Here is a 14,924-nt window from a genome sequence, read left to right as displayed (position 1 = left end):
TCATAGATGAGCGAACAGCGGCCCCTTCGCATCATTCACTGCTTCAGGTCCCCGGTCGGCGGCATCTTCCGCCACGTGCGCGATCTGGTGATTGAGCACAGCAAAGCCGGCCATGAAGTGGGCATTCTTTGCGACAGCTCGACCGGTGGAGAGCATGAGGACGCGCTGTTCGACGACATCAGGCCTTATCTGGCACTGGGACTGACGCGCGTGCCGATCCGGCGCTCGATCAGTCCTTCGGATATCGGCGTGCTTTGGGACGCCTACAAGATGATCAAAAGTTTGCGGCCGGATGTGCTGCACGGACACGGCGCCAAAGGCGGCGTGCTCGCGCGACTAGCCGGCTCAGCCCTGCGGGTGAACAGGTATTGCGTAGCCCGCCTCTACACTGCCCATGGCGGAAGCCTGCATTATTCCCGGTCGTCGCTCCTGGGGCAATTCGTGCTCCGCATGGAGCGGCTGCAGGAATATCTCACGGACGCCCTAGTGTTTATCTGCGAGTATGAGCGCGACACCTACACCAAGCGGGTCGGCCGCCCGCGTACGCAGACACGACTGATCTACAATGGCATCAGCGAGCGGGACTTCGAGCTCGTCCCGACCCGGTCCGATGCCGTCCACTTCATCTATGTTGGTATGCTGCGGGACCTTAAGGGTCCCGACCTTTTTGTGGACGCGTTTGCAAAGACGGAGCGCCTGATCGGCCGGCCGCTGTCGGCTCTGATGATCGGCGACGGGCCGGATCGGGATCGCTATCGCGAGATGATGGTCGAGCGCGGTCTCGGCAAGCGTATCGGCATGCTGCCTGCAATGCGCGTGCAGCAGGCGTTCGCCATGTCGCAGAACCTCGTCGTACCCTCACGCGCGGAAGCCATGCCCTATATCGTGCTCGAGGGGCTGGGCGCCGGCAAGACTATCATCGCGACCCGCGTCGGCGGCATTCCGGAAGCGCTCGGCAAGGATAGCGATGCGCTGGTTGCCCCTGACAATGCCGACGACCTCGCCCGGGTGATGGCGGATGCCATCCGCGTTCCCGAATGGCACGAGAAAACCATGCCTCCAATCGATCAGGTACGGTCGGTCTTTTCCGCCACGGTCATGGCCAAGGATGTGTTGAAACTCTATCGCGAACTGCTTGAGCGCCGGGCCGCAAAGACAAGTAAAGCCACTTCGTAAAACGTTTCTTAGGGGCTTTCTGCTATTGCCGAATGGTGAAACAGCGGCGGTAGCCTCATGAACAAGGCAGAGAACAACGATCAATTTGATCTGGAAACCCTGCGCAAGCAAGTTTCCGACGTCAATCGACGCAGCGGCGGCACTGAGAAAACCACCTCGGAGCCGCTCAACGACTATGCGCGTCAGATCGCCGAGCAGTTCAGCGATGGCACACGTACGCCAGCGATCATGATCGGCCAGTTCCGCCTGATCGAATTTCTCTCGCAATTCGGCATCGGTCTCCTCTCGTTCCTGCTGTGGATGGATACGGAGGAAACGATCTCCATGCGTGCCGTCGCGTCCTTGTGCGTCGGCGCCCTCTTGGTGCTCGCCCTGCAGACTGCCGATTGCTACACGATCCCGGCGCTGCGCGCCCGCACGCGCCCGCTGCCGAAAGTGCTGCTGACATGGACGCTGGTCTTTGGCGCCATGGTCGCCATTGTCGCGATCGTCAGTCCTGTCGATGCGGCACAGCTGCGGTCCTATCTTTCGTGGTTCATCCTCGGCGGCGTTTTCTTGCTCGCATCGCGCTTCCTGCTCGCCTACGGCATCCGCAACTGGGCTCGAAACGGAATCATGGAGCGCCGCGCGGTTCTCGTCGGCGGCGGCCAGCCGGCCAAGGATTTCATCCGTCTGCTCGAACAGCAGCCAGACAATGACATCCGCATCTGCGGCATCTTCGACGACCGGGGCGACAAGCGGTCGCCGGCGATGGTTGCGGGCTATCCCAAGCTCGGGACGATCGGCGAGCTCGTAGAGTTCGCGCGCCTGACACGCATCGACATGCTGATCATCGCGCTGCCGCTCAGTGCCGAAGCGCGCATCCTGCAATTGTTGAAGAAGCTGTGGGTGCTGCCTGTCGATATTCGCTTGGCCGCCCACTCCAATCGGCTGCGCTTCCGTCCCCGCGCCTATTCGCATGTCGGCTCGGTGCCGATGCTCGACATCTTCAACAAGCCCATTCGCGACTGGGATTCGGTGGCCAAGCGCTGCTTCGACATCTTCTTTGCCATGCTTGCGCTTCTCGTACTCTGGCCGATCATGTTGGCGACGGCCATCGCCATCAAGGCGACGTCGCAGGGACCCATCTTCTTCATGCAGAAGCGGCATGGCTTCAACAACGAGGTCATCAACGTCTTCAAGTTCCGCTCGATGTTTACAAACATGAGCGATCCGACCGGAAAGGCGGCGGTGACCAAGGGCGATCCGCGCGTCACGCCCGTCGGCCGTTTCATCCGCAAGACCTCGATCGACGAACTGCCGCAGCTGTTCAACGTGCTTCTCGGCAATCTCTCGCTCGTCGGCCCCCGCCCGCACGCCGTGCTTGCCCAAGCCCGCGACCGCGCATTCGGCGACGTCGTCGAGGGATATTTCGCACGCCACCGCGTCAAGCCGGGCGTAACCGGCTGGGCGCAGATCAACGGCTGGCGCGGCGAGGTCGACAATGACGACAAGATCAAGTTCCGCACGGCCTACGATCTCTACTACATCGAGAACTGGTCGCTCTGGTTCGACCTGAAGATCCTGTTCCTCACGCCGTTCCGCCTCTTCAACACGGAAAACGCCTATTGAGCGCGATCGAGGCGACATACCCACGCGTCGCCCAGCCACAACGGGCAACGCTGCGACTGATCGGCTCGGCGGCCGTGACCGTCGGCGTGTTCCTATCGGGCTTCGTCATCAGCGAGCCCGCTCCCTATGAGCTCTGGATGGCCTGTTTGGTCGGCCTGTGGTTCATCCTCGGCCTAAGAATCTCGCGCTATACCGTTCCGCTTCTCGCCCTGCTGATCACTTTCAACGTCGGCGGCATGCTGTCGCTGACGCAGATGAAGGATCTCGCCGATGGTCCGATGTATGTGGCGGTCTCGACCTTCCTCGCACTGACGGCCGTCTTCTACGCCGCGATCATCGAGGACAGCCATCGGCGGCTGCCGCTCATCTTCAATGCCTGGACGTTTGCGGCCGTCATCACCTCGATGCTCGGCATCCTCGGCTACTTCCACGCCTTTCCGGGCTCCGAGGTCTTCACGCTTTACGACCGCGCCAAGGGCGCCTTTCAGGACCCGAACGTGTTCGGCCCCTTCCTCGTGCCCCCTTCCCTCTATCTCGTGCATGGCATCCTGACGGGAAACCTGCGCGCGGCACCGATAAAGGCGGCAGCACTCCTGATCCTCGCGCTCGGCGTCTTCCTGTCATTCTCGCGCGCGGCGTGGGGCTTGTTTCTGCTCACCATCATCCTCCTGATCTTCGTGATGCTGCTCAAGGAACGCAGCGGCGCCTTCCGCCTGCGCATTCTCGTTCTGTCGCTGGCCGCGATCCTGATGATGGTGGCGTCGCTTGTCATCGCCTTGCAGTTCCCGAAGGTCAGCGACCTGTTCTCGACGCGTGCGCAACTCGTGCAGCAATATGACGGCGAACACCTCGGGCGCTTCGATCGCCACCGGATCGGCTTCACGATGATGATGGAGCGACCGCTCGGGATCGGACCGATGGTGTTCGGCACCATCTTCCCCGAGGACGAGCACAATATCTGGCTGAAATCGCTGACAACCTACGGGTGGCTCGGCTTCGTCAGCTATGTCGGCATGCTCTTCTGGACCTTCTATCTCGGCTTCAAGAACCTGCTGAAGAACCGCCCCTGGCAGCCCTATCTGATGATCGCCTGGATCGGCGTTCTCGGCCATGCCGCGATCGGCAACGTCATCGACATCGATCACTGGCGCCATGTCTACCTGCTATTCGGCGTCGTCTGGGGCTGCGCTGCGCTCGAGGCGCGGCATATGCGCGATCCAAACGCTCGCAGTGATCGCTGAGCCCTTGCGAACCGCCTCCGGCGCGCTAGTCTTTCCTTATGATCACAGCCATGCAGATACGCGCCGCCCGCGCCATGATGGGCATCTCCATAGAGCAACTGGCAACCGCATCCGGCCTGCCCGTCGCAACCCTCGAAACTCTTGAGCGCGACGAGACGCAAGGCGAGCCGCAGGCGCTGCTGGCGGTCAAGCAGGCGCTCGAAACGGGCGGCGTGCTCTTCATTGCCAGCGGCAATCATGACGAAGGTGGCCCAGGCGTTCGGCTGAAGGCACGCACCGGCAGCGACGCGGGTATCCGTCCGGAAAACCTGAACTCGGCAAACGACGACTGAGCGCTGGAACCAAATTCGAGGTTTCGCGTTATTCCCGCGCATTATCAAAATGTTGGGGGATGTTTCTTGAGAAACTCGAACGGTCTTTATGTTGTTATCGGCGCTCTGATTGTCGTCGTCGCCGGGCTTGGCGCCTATATCTATCACGAACAGACGAAGCCCAAGGGCGTCGAGATGAGCATCGGCCAGAACGGCGTGTCCATCGAGCAGAAATGACACTTGCGAGCAGCTGGCGCGACGCGATCGCGTTCAGTTCTTGATGTTGACGGCGCGCTGGGAATACAGCGCGTCCTCAATGATGACGCCGGCCGTAACCCGCATGAAATGATCCTCTGCAAGTTCCATCAGCAACAGCGCGACATCATGCTCCGGCCAACCGGCCTGGATAGCATTATCGATCAACTTCGTAAGTGCCTCTGACATCCATTCACGAATAGATTGACTTCCAGCGACATCAATCATGAACAACCTCATGCATCTTCGGTAAATCAATGCCACAAATTGGCGTGATATTCGAGACGACCATAGGTTTACCAGCTGATTTATTCTCAGCGTCGGCTTAGTCCAATTTAATACTGCCGATTCGCGTCAAATATTGTTGACAGATATCGAATCAACAATTCGCGCTACGCCGCGACGCGGCAGCCAAATCCAGTTATTCATCCGAGTTTAGATTGTGATTTCGGCTCCTGGGGGCTGCCGAAAATCTGATTAAATGGTCGGGGCGACAGGACTTGAACCTGCGACCCCTTGACCCCCAGTCAAGTGCGCTACCGGGCTGCGCTACGCCCCGACCTGCCTTTACGGCCTGATCCTGTTAGACTTTTGGGATTCTCGGCGCAAGCGAAAAATCGACATCGCTCAGAAATTCACCGGTTCTTTTCGGCAGACCCCGCGCGACGAAGCTCTCCGCCGCCGTAAAGAGCTTGCCCTGCCGCGATCATCTGACTATTGGGACGTCAGATTGCTCAGGGAGACATAGCATGGAAATCGAGATCCCCTGCCCGAAGTGCAGGAACACCAGAATGAAGTTCGAACGCCCGCAGCCGCTGGATAGCGACATGCTGACATGCTTCACCTGCGGCCACGAGCTGGGAACGCTCGGCTCCGTCAAGGCGAAGATGATGGCCGCGTTCGAGCGGATGCAGAAACAAGGCCTGCCGCGCAAGCAGTAAGCGCTAGCCGCGCGTAAAGCCGATGCGCCCGTATTCGGCGATCGCAACGCTGCAGCCGCGATAATCGGCGATCGACATATGCGGGGTCTCAAAGGGCGTGGCGTGGGTCTGGGTCACAACGACCACATCCGCGCCCGCCGCCTCGCCCGCGAGAATGCCGGCGACCGCGTCCTCGAACACGAGGCACCTGGCCGGATCGACGCCGAGACGTTCGGCGCCAAGGCGATAACCCTCAGGGCTTGGCTTTCCGGATGAAACCTCCTCACCCGTCACGATCACTTTCGGCATGGGTATGCCGGCTGCGGCCATTCGGAGCTTGAAAAGCTCTGTCGGCGCTGACGTGACGATCGCCCAGCGCTCGGGCGGCAGGCTGTTCAGGAATTTTACGGCGCCCGGGATCTCGATAATCCCGTTTACGTCCTCTAGCTCTTCCTGCAGCAGCAATTTTGCTTCGTGCTCGGGATCGACATCCGGCAGCGCCAGATTGCGGATCACGTCGCTGGCGCGAACGCCGTGGATCGTCTTCAGAAAAACCTCGGGCTCGAACCCGTGGCGCACCGCCCAGCCGGTCCACACACGCTCGACCACGGCGATGGAGTTGAGCAACGTTCCGTCCATATCGAAGAGGAAGGCGTCATACATTTTTGGGGGAACCGGCACGCGAAGCTCCTGGCTGGCAATGTGAGATCATCTCGGGCGGCGTGACACCGGCCTTAGCGGACCTGGTCGAGAAGGCGTTTGCATTCCAGGAGATCATAGAGCGCCTCCTGCAATAGCGCGCGATCTTCCTTGCCGACGCTCGATTTGCCGAGCGACACCTCTGCCGCCTCGTCGTCACCACCGCCGAAATTGAAGAAGCGGCGTGAAGCGGGAGCCTTGGCGCGCCCGACGAGCTGATCTTCCTCGGACATGCCGACCCTGGGCTCGCCGGCTTCGCCTTCGCTCTGGCCGGTCAGCGCCTGGACACTTGCGAGATCGCCATGGCCGATGGCGATGACGAACTTGTTGCCATTGGTCTTGAGGAGCTTCTGCACCCCCTTGATGGTGTAGCCGTGATCATAGAGCAGGTGGCGGATACCCTTCAGCAGATCCACGTCTTCCGGCCGGTAGTAGCGCCTGCCGCCGCCGCGCTTCATCGGCTTGATCTGCGGGAAGCGGGTCTCCCAGAAGCGCAGCACGTGCTGCGGAAGATCGAGGTCATCCGCTACTTCGCTGATGGTGCGAAAAGCATCCGGGCTCTTATCCAAGGTTCTCACTCCCTACGCGATTTTCAGCACGCGATCTTCAGCGCGTCGCGCTTACCGTTTATCGGCAAGGCGAAGGGGCTCGCACCTGATATGTCCGAGCCGCGACTCATCATATTTCAACGGTTTGCTTGCGTTAATTCAAGTCACGTCTCGAATTCGCACAGAAAACGTTGCGGAAAATTCACGGGAAGCGTCGATCAGCCTCGTCGAGCGACGAGATCGGAAAACGATCAGGCCGCCGGATTGGCCGGCTTGGTCTTGACCTTGCGCAGGGTGTGCGCCTTCAGGATGCGGGTCTTCAAGACGTTCGATGCCTTGAAGGTCATGACGCGGCGCGGAGAGATCGGCACTTCTTCGCCGGTCTTCGGGTTGCGGCCGATGCGCTCGTTCTTGTCGCGCACCTGGAAGGTCGCGAAGGAGGAAAGCTTGACCGTCTCACCGCGAACGATGGCGTTGCAGATCTCGTCGATCACAGTCTCCACGAGCTCCGCCGATTCCGTTCGGGACAGACCGACTTTGCGAAAAACGGATTCCGCCAAGTCTGCGCGCGTGACTGTTTTGCCGGTCATCTTTTTCCCTGCCCATCGGTTTTGTTTTGTGAGGACGAGCGAAGAGTATTTGTCTTGCGCCTTACGGTCAAGCCCTTGTTCGTTGTCAGCTTTTTGGGTTTTTAGGCCGTTACCAGCGCAGCAGGACAGCGCCCCAGGTGAAGCCGCCGCCCATCGCCTCGAGCATGACGAGATCGCCCTTCTTGATACGTCCGTCGCCGGCTGCAACCGCTAGCGCGAGCGGGATCGAAGCCGCCGACGTGTTGCCGTGCAAGTCCACCGTGACGACAACCTTTTCAGGCGCGATGTTAAGCTTCTTGGCCGAACCATCGATGATGCGACGATTTGCCTGATGCGGCACCAGCCAGTCGAGATCGTCCGACGTGGTGCCGGTGCTGTCGAAGGCTGCCTGGATGACGTCGGTGATCATGCCGACGGCATATTTGAAGACTTCGCGGCCTTCCATGCGCAGCTTGCCCACAGTGCCCGTGGTTGACGGCCCACCATCGACGAAGAGCTTTTCCTTGTGCGAGCCGTCGGAGCGCAGATGCGCGGTCAGAACGCCACGATCCGCAGCGGTCCCCTCGCCTTCGGCCGCCTCGAGCACGATCGCTCCTGCGCCGTCGCCGAAGAGCACGCAGGTCGTGCGGTCGTTCCAGTCGAGAATGCGCGAGAAGGTTTCGGCGCCGATGACAAGCACGCGCTTGGCAAGGCCGCCACGGATATAGGCGTCGGCGGTGGTGACCGCGTAGACGAAACCGGTGCAGACCGCCTGTACGTCGAAGGCAAAGCCATGGCTCATGCCGAGACGGTTCTGGATGCTAACGGCGGTCGCCGGGAAGGTGTTGTCGGGCGTCGATGTCGCGCAGATGATCATGTCGATATCATCGGGCGTCATGCCGGCCTTTTCCAGCGCGGCCAGAGCCGCCGCCGCACCAAGCGAGGACGTCGTCTCATCTTCTCCGGCGAGATAACGCTGGCGAATGCCCGTGCGCTGGACAATCCATTCGTCGGAGGTGTCCACGACATCTTCCATGTCGCGATTGGTCATAACGCGTTTCGGAAGCGCGGATCCGAAACCGCGAACCACTGAACGGATCATATTCTTCAAATCCCGTCGCTCATGCCGCTTCCGGCCCGATAGGGGGCAGCCGCTTGGCATGATACTTTTGCAAATCGTTTTCTATTTTCTGATTGAGGCCATTCTTGGCCATGTCGTAGCCGACCTCGATCGCAGACGCGATCCCTTCGGCATTGGCGCCGCCATGGCTCTTGATGACCACGCCGTTGAGGCCGAGAAACACGCCGCCATTGACTTTGCTCGGGTCCATCTTCTCGCGCAGCATGTCGAACGCGCTCTTGGCGAAGATATAGCCGATCTTGGCAAGCAGGGTGCGCGACATTGCAGCTTTCAGGTATTCGCCGATCTGGCGCGCCGTGCCTTCAGCGGCCTTCAGCGCGATGTTGCCGGCGAAGCCTTCGGTGACCACGACATCGACGGTTCCCTTGCCGATGTCATTGCCCTCGACGAAGCCGAAATAATCGAGCGAGTCGATATTGGCCTCGCGCAGCAGACGTCCGGCTTCCTTGACCTCTTCCTGGCCCTTGATCTCTTCGACGCCAACGTTCAGCAAGCCGATCGTCGGACGGTCGATTTCGAACAGCGCGCGCGCCATGGCGCCGCCCATCAGCGCGAAATCCATCAGCTGCTGGCTATCGGCACCGATCGTCGCGCCGACATCGAGCACGATGCTCTCGCCACGCATGGTCGGCCAGATCGCCGCGATCGCCGGGCGCTCGATATTGGCCATCGTGCGCAGACAGAACTTGGCCATCGCCATCAGCGCGCCGGTGTTGCCGGCGGAAACCGCGACATCGGCGTCCTTGGTCTTCACGGCCTCAAGCGAACGCCACATGGAAGAGACATAGCGGCCACGGCGCAATGCCTGGCTCGGCTTCTCGTCCATGCGCACGGCAAGTTCGCAATCGTGGAGAACGGATTTCTCCTTCAGCTTCGGAAACTGGTCGAGGATAGGCTCGCACTGTTCCTTCAAGCCATACATCACGAACGAAATGTCCGGATGCCGTTCCAGCGCCTTTGCGGCACCGGGGATGACTACCTGGGGACCAAAGTCGCCACCCATGAGGTCGAGAGAAATTCTGATCACGCGTCCCTGATCCTTTTTTTTCGTCCCAGGAGGGCGAAATTTTGGCCAAAATACCGGTTTTACCGTCGCTGACAACTGAATTATGTCAAACCGCGAGCGGCTTTCAGTCCTTTTTCCAGTCTTTCAGAACAGCAAAGGCGGAAGGCTTCTTATCGTTCTCTCCGGTGTCTTCTATGTGACCATCGAAGGCAACGCCCTCTTTGCGGGGGTAAGGATCGATCGCCATGGCGGCGAACTCGGTAGCGACTTCGCCGGCGTCGATCGTATCGCCGACAAAGCTTTCCGGCAGATCGGGACCATCGGGATCCAGCATCATTTCGCCGGTATCGTTGGCCGGGCGGCGCGCAAGCTTGGAGTTTTCGGGCACGAAAATCTGCTCGAAGGTTTCGTCGATCTTCGACGGCACCGGCTCCAGCGTGACGACGCAGCTCTGGACGATGCTCGCGCGCACTCTGCCCTTCACGCGGATACCATCCTTCTTCCAGCGTGCGATCTGCAGATCGGCGCGAAAATCGTCAACCGAGATCACGTCCCAGGTTTCGGCAAGCGCCCGCAACTCGTCCTTGTCGGCTTCGAGATGGACGTCGACGGGGTTGGCCGAGACGTTGCCGACCTTGACGAGATAGGAGAAAGGCGTGTCTTCGTTTGAATTCTTCATCATTGTCTCCTCACACGACGGCGGGCAGCGTTGCCGAGCCGGTCGCGATCGTATCTTCGGACTGTACCGACAGGTGTTTTTCAGCGGAAAACATCCAGTCAGCAAGCGCGCGCATATCGACCGGGTCTGTTTCCTTCGGATGAATGTTGCGGCCAAGCGCCACGGCGAGCGCCTCGGCGTCGCCAGCGTCCATCGCCTTGGAATAGGCTTCGAGCCGGCCGTAGAACATGCCGGCGAGTTTCTTCATGCGCTTCGGAACAGTGTTGTCGCCAATCCCGAGTTCGCGGATCGAATAATCGATATCCTGGAAGAATGCATCCACGATTTCCTGCGCGATTTCCTGGCCGCTCGTCTCGGATGCACGCGTGCGGCGAAAAAACAGGATCATGACAGCCGACAGCATTTCGAAGCGACCCATGACCGTATCCGGCACGCCGAGTCTCTCGTAAAGCGCGGGCATGCGGGCGGCCGATGTCAGCGCCTCATATTGCCGGTCGACGATCGCCTGGTTGTTGTTTTTCTTGCCGAAGAGCCCGAATATCATTGTTTTTTCCGGAAAGGCCTCGTTCTTGGCGCCAACCTGCGTCCGGCCTTGTTGCATGATTTCGAAAGCTGGTTTACCGAAGCATGCGCGAATTGCAATGGCGAAGGTGGCCACTTTCGGGACAGCGCTTCGACGACGGCCACTCGGCAGATGGCTCACGTCCGACCCCGGAAAGGCCACAATGGTTTTGCATCAGCGTAACATTGCATGGCCGATGGCTGGTATCGATACGTTAAGGGAGTAGATGTCGTTGAAGAAACGGTATTTCAAGTCTGACAAGAAATTCCTCAGCAATGCCGCCATTGCCATCATGATCGCCTCCGCCGGATTGACCGGCTGCCAAACGGGTACGGTTCTCAACGGCGGTTACGTCGCCGACGAGCAGTCGCTCAACCTGGTTCCCGAGGGTTCGAGCCGCGAGCAGGTTCTGCTGTCGCTGGGCACGCCTTCGACGACCGCCACCTTCGACGGCGAAGTCTTCTATTACATCTCGCAGCGCCGCGAGCGCTCCATGGCGTTCCAGAAGCTGAAGGTCGTGGACCAGAGCGTTCTGGCCATCTACTTCGACAAGGACGGCGTCGTGACCCGCCGCGCCAACTACACGCTCAAGGACGGCAAGCCGTTCGATACGATCACGCGCGTTACGCCGACTGGCGGCAAGGACCTCACCTTCCTGCAGCAGCTGCTTTCTGGCGGCAGCGCCGCGAACATGGCCAAGGGCCTGTTCGGCGCCGGCGATCGTCCTTCGCCGCAGAACCCGGCCAGCTTGCGCTAAGCGCCAAGTCATTCGCCCACACAAAACCCGCCGGATCGCTCCGGCGGGTTTTTCATTGGTTCTAGATCTAAGACCGATCAGCCCGCCAGGATGGCAAGCAACAGCAGCGCCACGATATTGGTGATCTTGATCGCCGGATTGACGGCGGGGCCGGCTGTGTCCTTGTAGGGATCGCCGACGGTGTCGCCAGTTACGGATGCCTTGTGGGCTTCCGAACCCTTCATATGGCGGGTGCCGTCCTTGTCGACGAAGCCATCTTCGAAGGACTTCTTGGCGTTGTCCCATGCGCCGCCGCCCGAGGTCATCGAGATCGCGACGAACAAGCCGTTGATGATGACGCCCAGCAGCGATGCGCCAAGCGCCGCGAAAGCCGACGCCTTGGAGCCCGAGATCAACAGTACGCCAAAATAGACAACTACGGGCGCCAGGACGGGCAGAAGCGACGGAATGATCATTTCGCGAATGGCGGCCTTGGTCAGCAGATCGACCGCCTTGCCGTAATCCGGCTTCTCGGTGCCCTGCATGATGCCGGGCTTTTCGCGAAACTGCTTGCGCACTTCTTCGACGATCGATCCAGCCGCACGCCCAACCGCCGTCATTGCGATGCCACCGAAGAGATAAGGGATGAGGCCGCCGAAAAGCAGTCCGGCAACGACGTATGGATTGGAGAGATCGAACGAGATCGCGCCGATATTGGCGAAGTACGGATACTGATCACCATGCGAGGCGAAATATTGCAGGTCGTTCGAATAGGCCGCAAAGAGCACGAGGGCGCCGAGACCGGCGGAGCCGATCGCGTAGCCCTTGGTGACGGCCTTGGTGGTGTTGCCCACCGCATCGAGCGCGTCCGTGGACTTGCGCACTTCCGGCGGCAGATGCGCCATTTCGGCGATGCCGCCCGCGTTGTCGGTAACCGGACCGAAGGCGTCGAGCGCCACGATCATGCCGGCAAGGCCGAGCATAGCGGTGACGGCGATGCCGGTGCCGAACAGACCACCCAGCTGGAAGGTCGCCAGAATGCCGCCAACGATGACGATCGCCGGAAGTGCCGTCGATTCCAACGATACGGCGAGCCCCTGGATGACGTTGGTGCCGTGGCCGGTAACCGATGCCTGGGCAATCGAATTGACTGGGCGCTTGTTGGTGCCGGTATAGTATTCGGTGATGACCACGATTAGCGCGGTGACGATGAGGCCGACGATACCGCAGATGAAGAGGTTCATGCCGGTAATGTCATGGCCAGCGACCGTGCCGATCGGACCCCAGCCGACTGTCAGCGACGTTGCCGCCCCAAGACCCAGGATCGACAGCAGGCCGGTGACGATGAGCCCCTTGTAGAGGGCGCCCATGATCGAGCCGTTGCTGCCGAGCTTCACGAAGAAGGTGCCGATGATCGAGGTGATGATGCAGGCGCCGCAAATCGCCAACGGGTAGATCATCGCCGACGCGAGAATGGGCGTACCGCCGAAGAAGATCGCGGCGAGAACCATCGTCGCGACGACGGAGACGGCATAGGTTTCGAAAAGGTCGGCCGCCATGCCGGCGCAATCGCCGACATTGTCGCCGACGTTATCGGCGATGGTCGCGGGGTTGCGTGGGTCATCTTCCGGAATACCGGCCTCGACCTTGCCGACGAGATCGCCGCCGACGTCGGCGCCCTTGGTGAAAATACCACCACCGAGACGGGCGAAGATCGAGATCAGCGATGCGCCGAAGCCGAGCGCGACCAGGGAATCGATGACTTCACGCGAGGCGGGATCGTGGCCGAGCACGCCGGTGAGGATCAGGTAGTAAATGGAGACGCCAAGCAGCGCCAGGCCGGCAACAAGCATACCGGTGATGGCGCCCGACTTGAAGGCGATGCCGAGACCGGCGGCCAGGCTATGCGAGGCGGCCTGCGCGGTGCGCACGTTGGCGCGAACCGAGACGTGCATGCCGATGAAGCCCGCGGCGCCCGATAGCACGGCACCAACCAGAAAGCCGATCGCGGCCGTGGCGGAGAGCAGCAGCCAGGCGGCGATGAAGACGACGACGCCGACAATGGCGATGGCCGTATACTGGCGCGTCAGATAGGCCTGCGCGCCTTCGCGAATATATCCTGCAATTTCCTGCATGCGGGCGTTTCCCTGATCGGCTGATAGCACCGACCGGATTGCCCAGATGGCATAGACCACCGAAAGCAAACCGCACGCTATTACGCATAAAAGAATCGTCATTTCGCTCTTTCCTCCAAAAGAGCCGGAGCTCACTCCCTCTCCGGCTGCGAACACGCCGTCTCCATTTCCTCCCACAGAAATGCTGCAACGCCGAGTGGAGATTGCGGGGAGGAAAACGGGACGTCAAGCCCGCAAGGGCTGAAAACCCTTACGGAGCAATGGGAAAGAGGAGATTAGCCGATCGGAGGAAGAAGCCGATTCTTGCGCGCGAAACGCTACTTTTTCTGATCGCCGCGAACCTGCTTGGCGATGCGGTCGAGAACAGCGTTGACGAGCTTGGGCTCATCATCGCTGAAAAACGCCTGAGCGATCTCGACATATTCGGTGACGATGACCGCGACCGGCACGTCCTTGCGGTCGAGAAGTTCAAAAACGCCGGCACGAAGGATGGCGCGAACGGTGCTGTCGAGACGCGACAGCGCCCAATCGTCCTGCAAGGCCGAGGCAACCAGCGGATCGAGCCGCTTCTGTTCGCGCACGACGCCGGAGACGATCGAACGGAACCAGGAAGGATCAGCCTTCAGATAGGTTTCGCCATCCAGTTCCTGGCCGAGACGATGGGCTTCGTATTCGGCGACGATTTCGAGAACGCCGGTGCCGCCGATATCCATCTGATAGAGCGCCTGAACGGCGGCGAGACGCGCGGCGCCACGCTGGTTCGCTGCCTTGACCGGACGCTCTACGTTTTCGTTGCTCATACCTTATGCACCCAGCTTTTTCTTCAGCTCGATCATGGTGAGAGCTGCGCGAGCGGCAAAGCCGCCCTTGTCCTTATCCGAACGGCGTACGCGCGACCAAGCCTGCTCGTCGTTTTCGACCGTCAGGATACCATTGCCGATGGCAATGGATTCACTGACGGACAGGTCCATCAGAGCGCGCGAGGATTCGTTCGAGACGATATCGAAGTGGTAGGTCTCACCGCGGATGACCATGCCGAGCGCGACGTAGCCGTCGTAGTTCGTGCCGTCATTATCCGCTCCATCGAGAGCCATTGCAATCGCAGCCGGAATTTCCAGCGCGCCGGGAACGGTGACGACGTCATAGGTCGCGCCGGCTTCGGTCAATGCGAAGGTTGCGCCTTCCAGGAGAGCATCAGCCATGTCGTCGTAGAAACGTGCTTCAACGATCAAGATATGAGGAGCGGTTTCTCGCGCCATGGGTCACCTTCATTTCCTAGAGGACTTGCCGTTCGACAGGCGGCGGTCAAAACATGCCTTTACCAGAATGGCAAGC

General features: G+C 60.3%; 18 protein-coding genes and 1 tRNA gene. 7 read left to right on the top strand and 12 right to left on the bottom strand.

The genetic code is table 11. The annotated features are described in order from the left end of the window. Nucleotides 1-6 precede the first annotated feature (6 nt). The 5 genes from J5286_RS07360 to J5286_RS07340 all read left to right on the top strand — a co-directional run bounded on the left by J5286_RS07360 (nucleotide 7) and on the right by J5286_RS07340 (nucleotide 4,576). Nucleotides 7-1,176 carry a glycosyltransferase family 4 protein gene (locus tag J5286_RS07360; RefSeq protein WP_209189818.1) on the top strand — a complete coding sequence of 390 codons (1,170 nt, stop codon included), beginning with the start codon at nucleotides 7-9 and terminating at the stop codon, nucleotides 1,174-1,176. A 57-nt stretch (nucleotides 1,177-1,233) separates the two neighbouring features. Continuing rightward, the gene (locus J5286_RS07355; RefSeq protein ID WP_209189817.1) at nucleotides 1,234-2,787 is read left to right on the top strand and encodes an undecaprenyl-phosphate glucose phosphotransferase; all 1,554 of its coding nucleotides are present in this window, start codon (nucleotides 1,234-1,236) and stop codon (nucleotides 2,785-2,787) included. After that, a complete protein-coding gene (locus J5286_RS07350) occupies nucleotides 2,784-4,028 on the top strand; it encodes an O-antigen ligase family protein (protein WP_209189816.1) in 1,245 nt (414 codons plus the stop codon). Before J5286_RS07355 ends, J5286_RS07350 begins: the two co-directional genes overlap by 4 nt. A 38-nt stretch (nucleotides 4,029-4,066) precedes the next feature. Beyond that, a complete protein-coding gene (locus J5286_RS07345) occupies nucleotides 4,067-4,360 on the top strand; it encodes a helix-turn-helix domain-containing protein (RefSeq protein WP_209189815.1) in 294 nt (97 codons plus the stop codon). 66 nt (nucleotides 4,361-4,426) lie between these two features. Then, nucleotides 4,427-4,576: a hypothetical protein gene (locus J5286_RS07340; RefSeq protein ID WP_018898672.1), complete on the top strand. Its 150-nt coding sequence runs from the start codon at nucleotides 4,427-4,429 to the stop codon at nucleotides 4,574-4,576. A gap of 33 nt (nucleotides 4,577-4,609) precedes the next feature. On the opposite strand, the gene J5286_RS07335 is transcribed toward J5286_RS07340, so the two are convergent. Next, nucleotides 4,610-4,822 carry a hypothetical protein gene (locus tag J5286_RS07335; protein ID WP_209189814.1) on the bottom strand — a complete coding sequence of 71 codons (213 nt, stop codon included), beginning with the start codon at nucleotides 4,820-4,822 and terminating at the stop codon, nucleotides 4,610-4,612. A 254-nt stretch (nucleotides 4,823-5,076) separates the two neighbouring features. After that, nucleotides 5,077-5,153, bottom strand: a tRNA-Pro gene (locus tag J5286_RS07330). A 232-nt stretch (nucleotides 5,154-5,385) separates the two neighbouring features. Here J5286_RS07330 and J5286_RS07325 point away from each other — a divergent pair. Further along, nucleotides 5,386-5,535 (top strand): hypothetical protein, encoded by a 150-nt coding sequence (locus tag J5286_RS07325; RefSeq protein WP_018898674.1) that lies wholly within the window; start codon nucleotides 5,386-5,388, stop codon nucleotides 5,533-5,535. A 3-nt stretch (nucleotides 5,536-5,538) separates the two neighbouring features. Here the strand turns inward: J5286_RS07325 and J5286_RS07320 are convergent, their stop codons facing one another. The 7 genes from J5286_RS07320 to J5286_RS07290 all read right to left on the bottom strand — a co-directional run bounded on the left by J5286_RS07320 (nucleotide 5,539) and on the right by J5286_RS07290 (nucleotide 10,757). After that, a complete protein-coding gene (locus tag J5286_RS07320; protein WP_209189960.1) occupies nucleotides 5,539-6,177 on the bottom strand; it encodes an HAD family hydrolase in 639 nt (212 codons plus the stop codon). A 71-nt stretch (nucleotides 6,178-6,248) separates the two neighbouring features. Next, a complete protein-coding gene (locus tag J5286_RS07315) occupies nucleotides 6,249-6,782 on the bottom strand; it encodes a MerR family transcriptional regulator (RefSeq protein WP_018898676.1) in 534 nt (177 codons plus the stop codon). A gap of 230 nt (nucleotides 6,783-7,012) precedes the next feature. Then, the gene (locus J5286_RS07310; protein WP_018898677.1) at nucleotides 7,013-7,351 is read right to left on the bottom strand and encodes an integration host factor subunit alpha; all 339 of its coding nucleotides are present in this window, start codon (nucleotides 7,349-7,351) and stop codon (nucleotides 7,013-7,015) included. A gap of 109 nt (nucleotides 7,352-7,460) precedes the next feature. Beyond that, nucleotides 7,461-8,432, bottom strand: coding sequence for a beta-ketoacyl-ACP synthase III (locus J5286_RS07305; RefSeq protein ID WP_209189813.1), 972 nt, complete (start codon nucleotides 8,430-8,432; stop codon nucleotides 7,461-7,463). Nucleotides 8,433-8,451: 19 nt separating this feature from the next. Next, entirely contained in the window at nucleotides 8,452-9,498 is a 1,047-nt protein-coding gene (gene plsX / locus J5286_RS07300) for a phosphate acyltransferase PlsX (protein WP_026283034.1), read from the bottom strand. A gap of 103 nt (nucleotides 9,499-9,601) precedes the next feature. Continuing rightward, complete coding sequence (locus tag J5286_RS07295) at nucleotides 9,602-10,156, bottom strand: YceD family protein (protein ID WP_209189812.1); 555 nt, start codon at nucleotides 10,154-10,156, stop codon at nucleotides 9,602-9,604. Between the two features lie 10 nt (nucleotides 10,157-10,166). After that, nucleotides 10,167-10,757: a ubiquinol-cytochrome C chaperone family protein gene (locus J5286_RS07290; protein ID WP_209189811.1), complete on the bottom strand. Its 591-nt coding sequence runs from the start codon at nucleotides 10,755-10,757 to the stop codon at nucleotides 10,167-10,169. A 187-nt stretch (nucleotides 10,758-10,944) separates the two neighbouring features. On the opposite strand from J5286_RS07290, the gene J5286_RS07285 reads away from it, so the two are divergent. After that, entirely contained in the window at nucleotides 10,945-11,475 is a 531-nt protein-coding gene (locus tag J5286_RS07285; RefSeq protein ID WP_018898682.1) for an outer membrane protein assembly factor BamE, read from the top strand. Between the two features lie 77 nt (nucleotides 11,476-11,552). Here the strand turns inward: J5286_RS07285 and J5286_RS07280 are convergent, their stop codons facing one another. The 3 genes from J5286_RS07280 to ribH all read right to left on the bottom strand — a co-directional run bounded on the left by J5286_RS07280 (nucleotide 11,553) and on the right by ribH (nucleotide 14,848). Continuing rightward, the gene (locus J5286_RS07280; protein WP_112980227.1) at nucleotides 11,553-13,691 is read right to left on the bottom strand and encodes a sodium-translocating pyrophosphatase; all 2,139 of its coding nucleotides are present in this window, start codon (nucleotides 13,689-13,691) and stop codon (nucleotides 11,553-11,555) included. Nucleotides 13,692-13,906: 215 nt separating this feature from the next. Continuing rightward, nucleotides 13,907-14,389, bottom strand: a complete 483-nt coding sequence (nusB, locus tag J5286_RS07275) for a transcription antitermination factor NusB (RefSeq protein ID WP_018898684.1) — start codon at nucleotides 14,387-14,389, stop codon at nucleotides 13,907-13,909. Nucleotides 14,390-14,392: 3 nt separating this feature from the next. Beyond that, nucleotides 14,393-14,848 carry a 6,7-dimethyl-8-ribityllumazine synthase gene (gene ribH / locus J5286_RS07270; RefSeq protein WP_018898685.1) on the bottom strand — a complete coding sequence of 152 codons (456 nt, stop codon included), beginning with the start codon at nucleotides 14,846-14,848 and terminating at the stop codon, nucleotides 14,393-14,395. Nucleotides 14,849-14,924: the final 76 nt, after the last annotated feature.

It is taken from the genome of Rhizobium sp. 16-488-2b, assembly GCF_017741815.1.
Classification (GTDB): domain Bacteria; phylum Pseudomonadota; class Alphaproteobacteria; order Rhizobiales; family Rhizobiaceae; genus Rhizobium.
This window is presented reverse-complemented; position numbering and strand designations above follow the sequence as displayed.

What these genes read in the sequence shown, in the direction of transcription:
- J5286_RS07355 (WP_209189817.1), top strand. Translation starts at nt 1,234, where the DNA reads ATGAACAAGGCAGAGAACAACGATCAATTTGATCTGGAAACCCTGCGC.
- J5286_RS07295 (WP_209189812.1), bottom strand. Translation starts at nt 10,156, where the DNA reads ATGAAGAATTCAAACGAAGACACGCCTTTCTCCTATCTCGTCAAGGTC.
- J5286_RS07285 (WP_018898682.1), top strand. Translation starts at nt 10,945, where the DNA reads ATGTCGTTGAAGAAACGGTATTTCAAGTCTGACAAGAAATTCCTCAGC.
- J5286_RS07360 (WP_209189818.1), top strand. Translation starts at nt 7, where the DNA reads ATGAGCGAACAGCGGCCCCTTCGCATCATTCACTGCTTCAGGTCCCCG.
- J5286_RS07345 (WP_209189815.1), top strand. Translation starts at nt 4,067, where the DNA reads ATGATCACAGCCATGCAGATACGCGCCGCCCGCGCCATGATGGGCATC.
- J5286_RS07325 (WP_018898674.1), top strand. Translation starts at nt 5,386, where the DNA reads ATGAAGTTCGAACGCCCGCAGCCGCTGGATAGCGACATGCTGACATGC.
- J5286_RS07290 (WP_209189811.1), bottom strand. Translation starts at nt 10,757, where the DNA reads ATGCAACAAGGCCGGACGCAGGTTGGCGCCAAGAACGAGGCCTTTCCG.
- nusB (WP_018898684.1), bottom strand. Translation starts at nt 14,389, where the DNA reads ATGAGCAACGAAAACGTAGAGCGTCCGGTCAAGGCAGCGAACCAGCGT.
- ribH (WP_018898685.1), bottom strand. Translation starts at nt 14,848, where the DNA reads ATGGCGCGAGAAACCGCTCCTCATATCTTGATCGTTGAAGCACGTTTC.
- J5286_RS07305 (WP_209189813.1), bottom strand. Translation starts at nt 8,432, where the DNA reads ATGATCCGTTCAGTGGTTCGCGGTTTCGGATCCGCGCTTCCGAAACGC.
- J5286_RS07320 (WP_209189960.1), bottom strand. Translation starts at nt 6,177, where the DNA reads ATGTATGACGCCTTCCTCTTCGATATGGACGGAACGTTGCTCAACTCC.
- J5286_RS07280 (WP_112980227.1), bottom strand. Translation starts at nt 13,691, where the DNA reads ATGACGATTCTTTTATGCGTAATAGCGTGCGGTTTGCTTTCGGTGGTC.
- J5286_RS07335 (WP_209189814.1), bottom strand. Translation starts at nt 4,822, where the DNA reads ATGATTGATGTCGCTGGAAGTCAATCTATTCGTGAATGGATGTCAGAG.
- J5286_RS07310 (WP_018898677.1), bottom strand. Translation starts at nt 7,351, where the DNA reads ATGACCGGCAAAACAGTCACGCGCGCAGACTTGGCGGAATCCGTTTTT.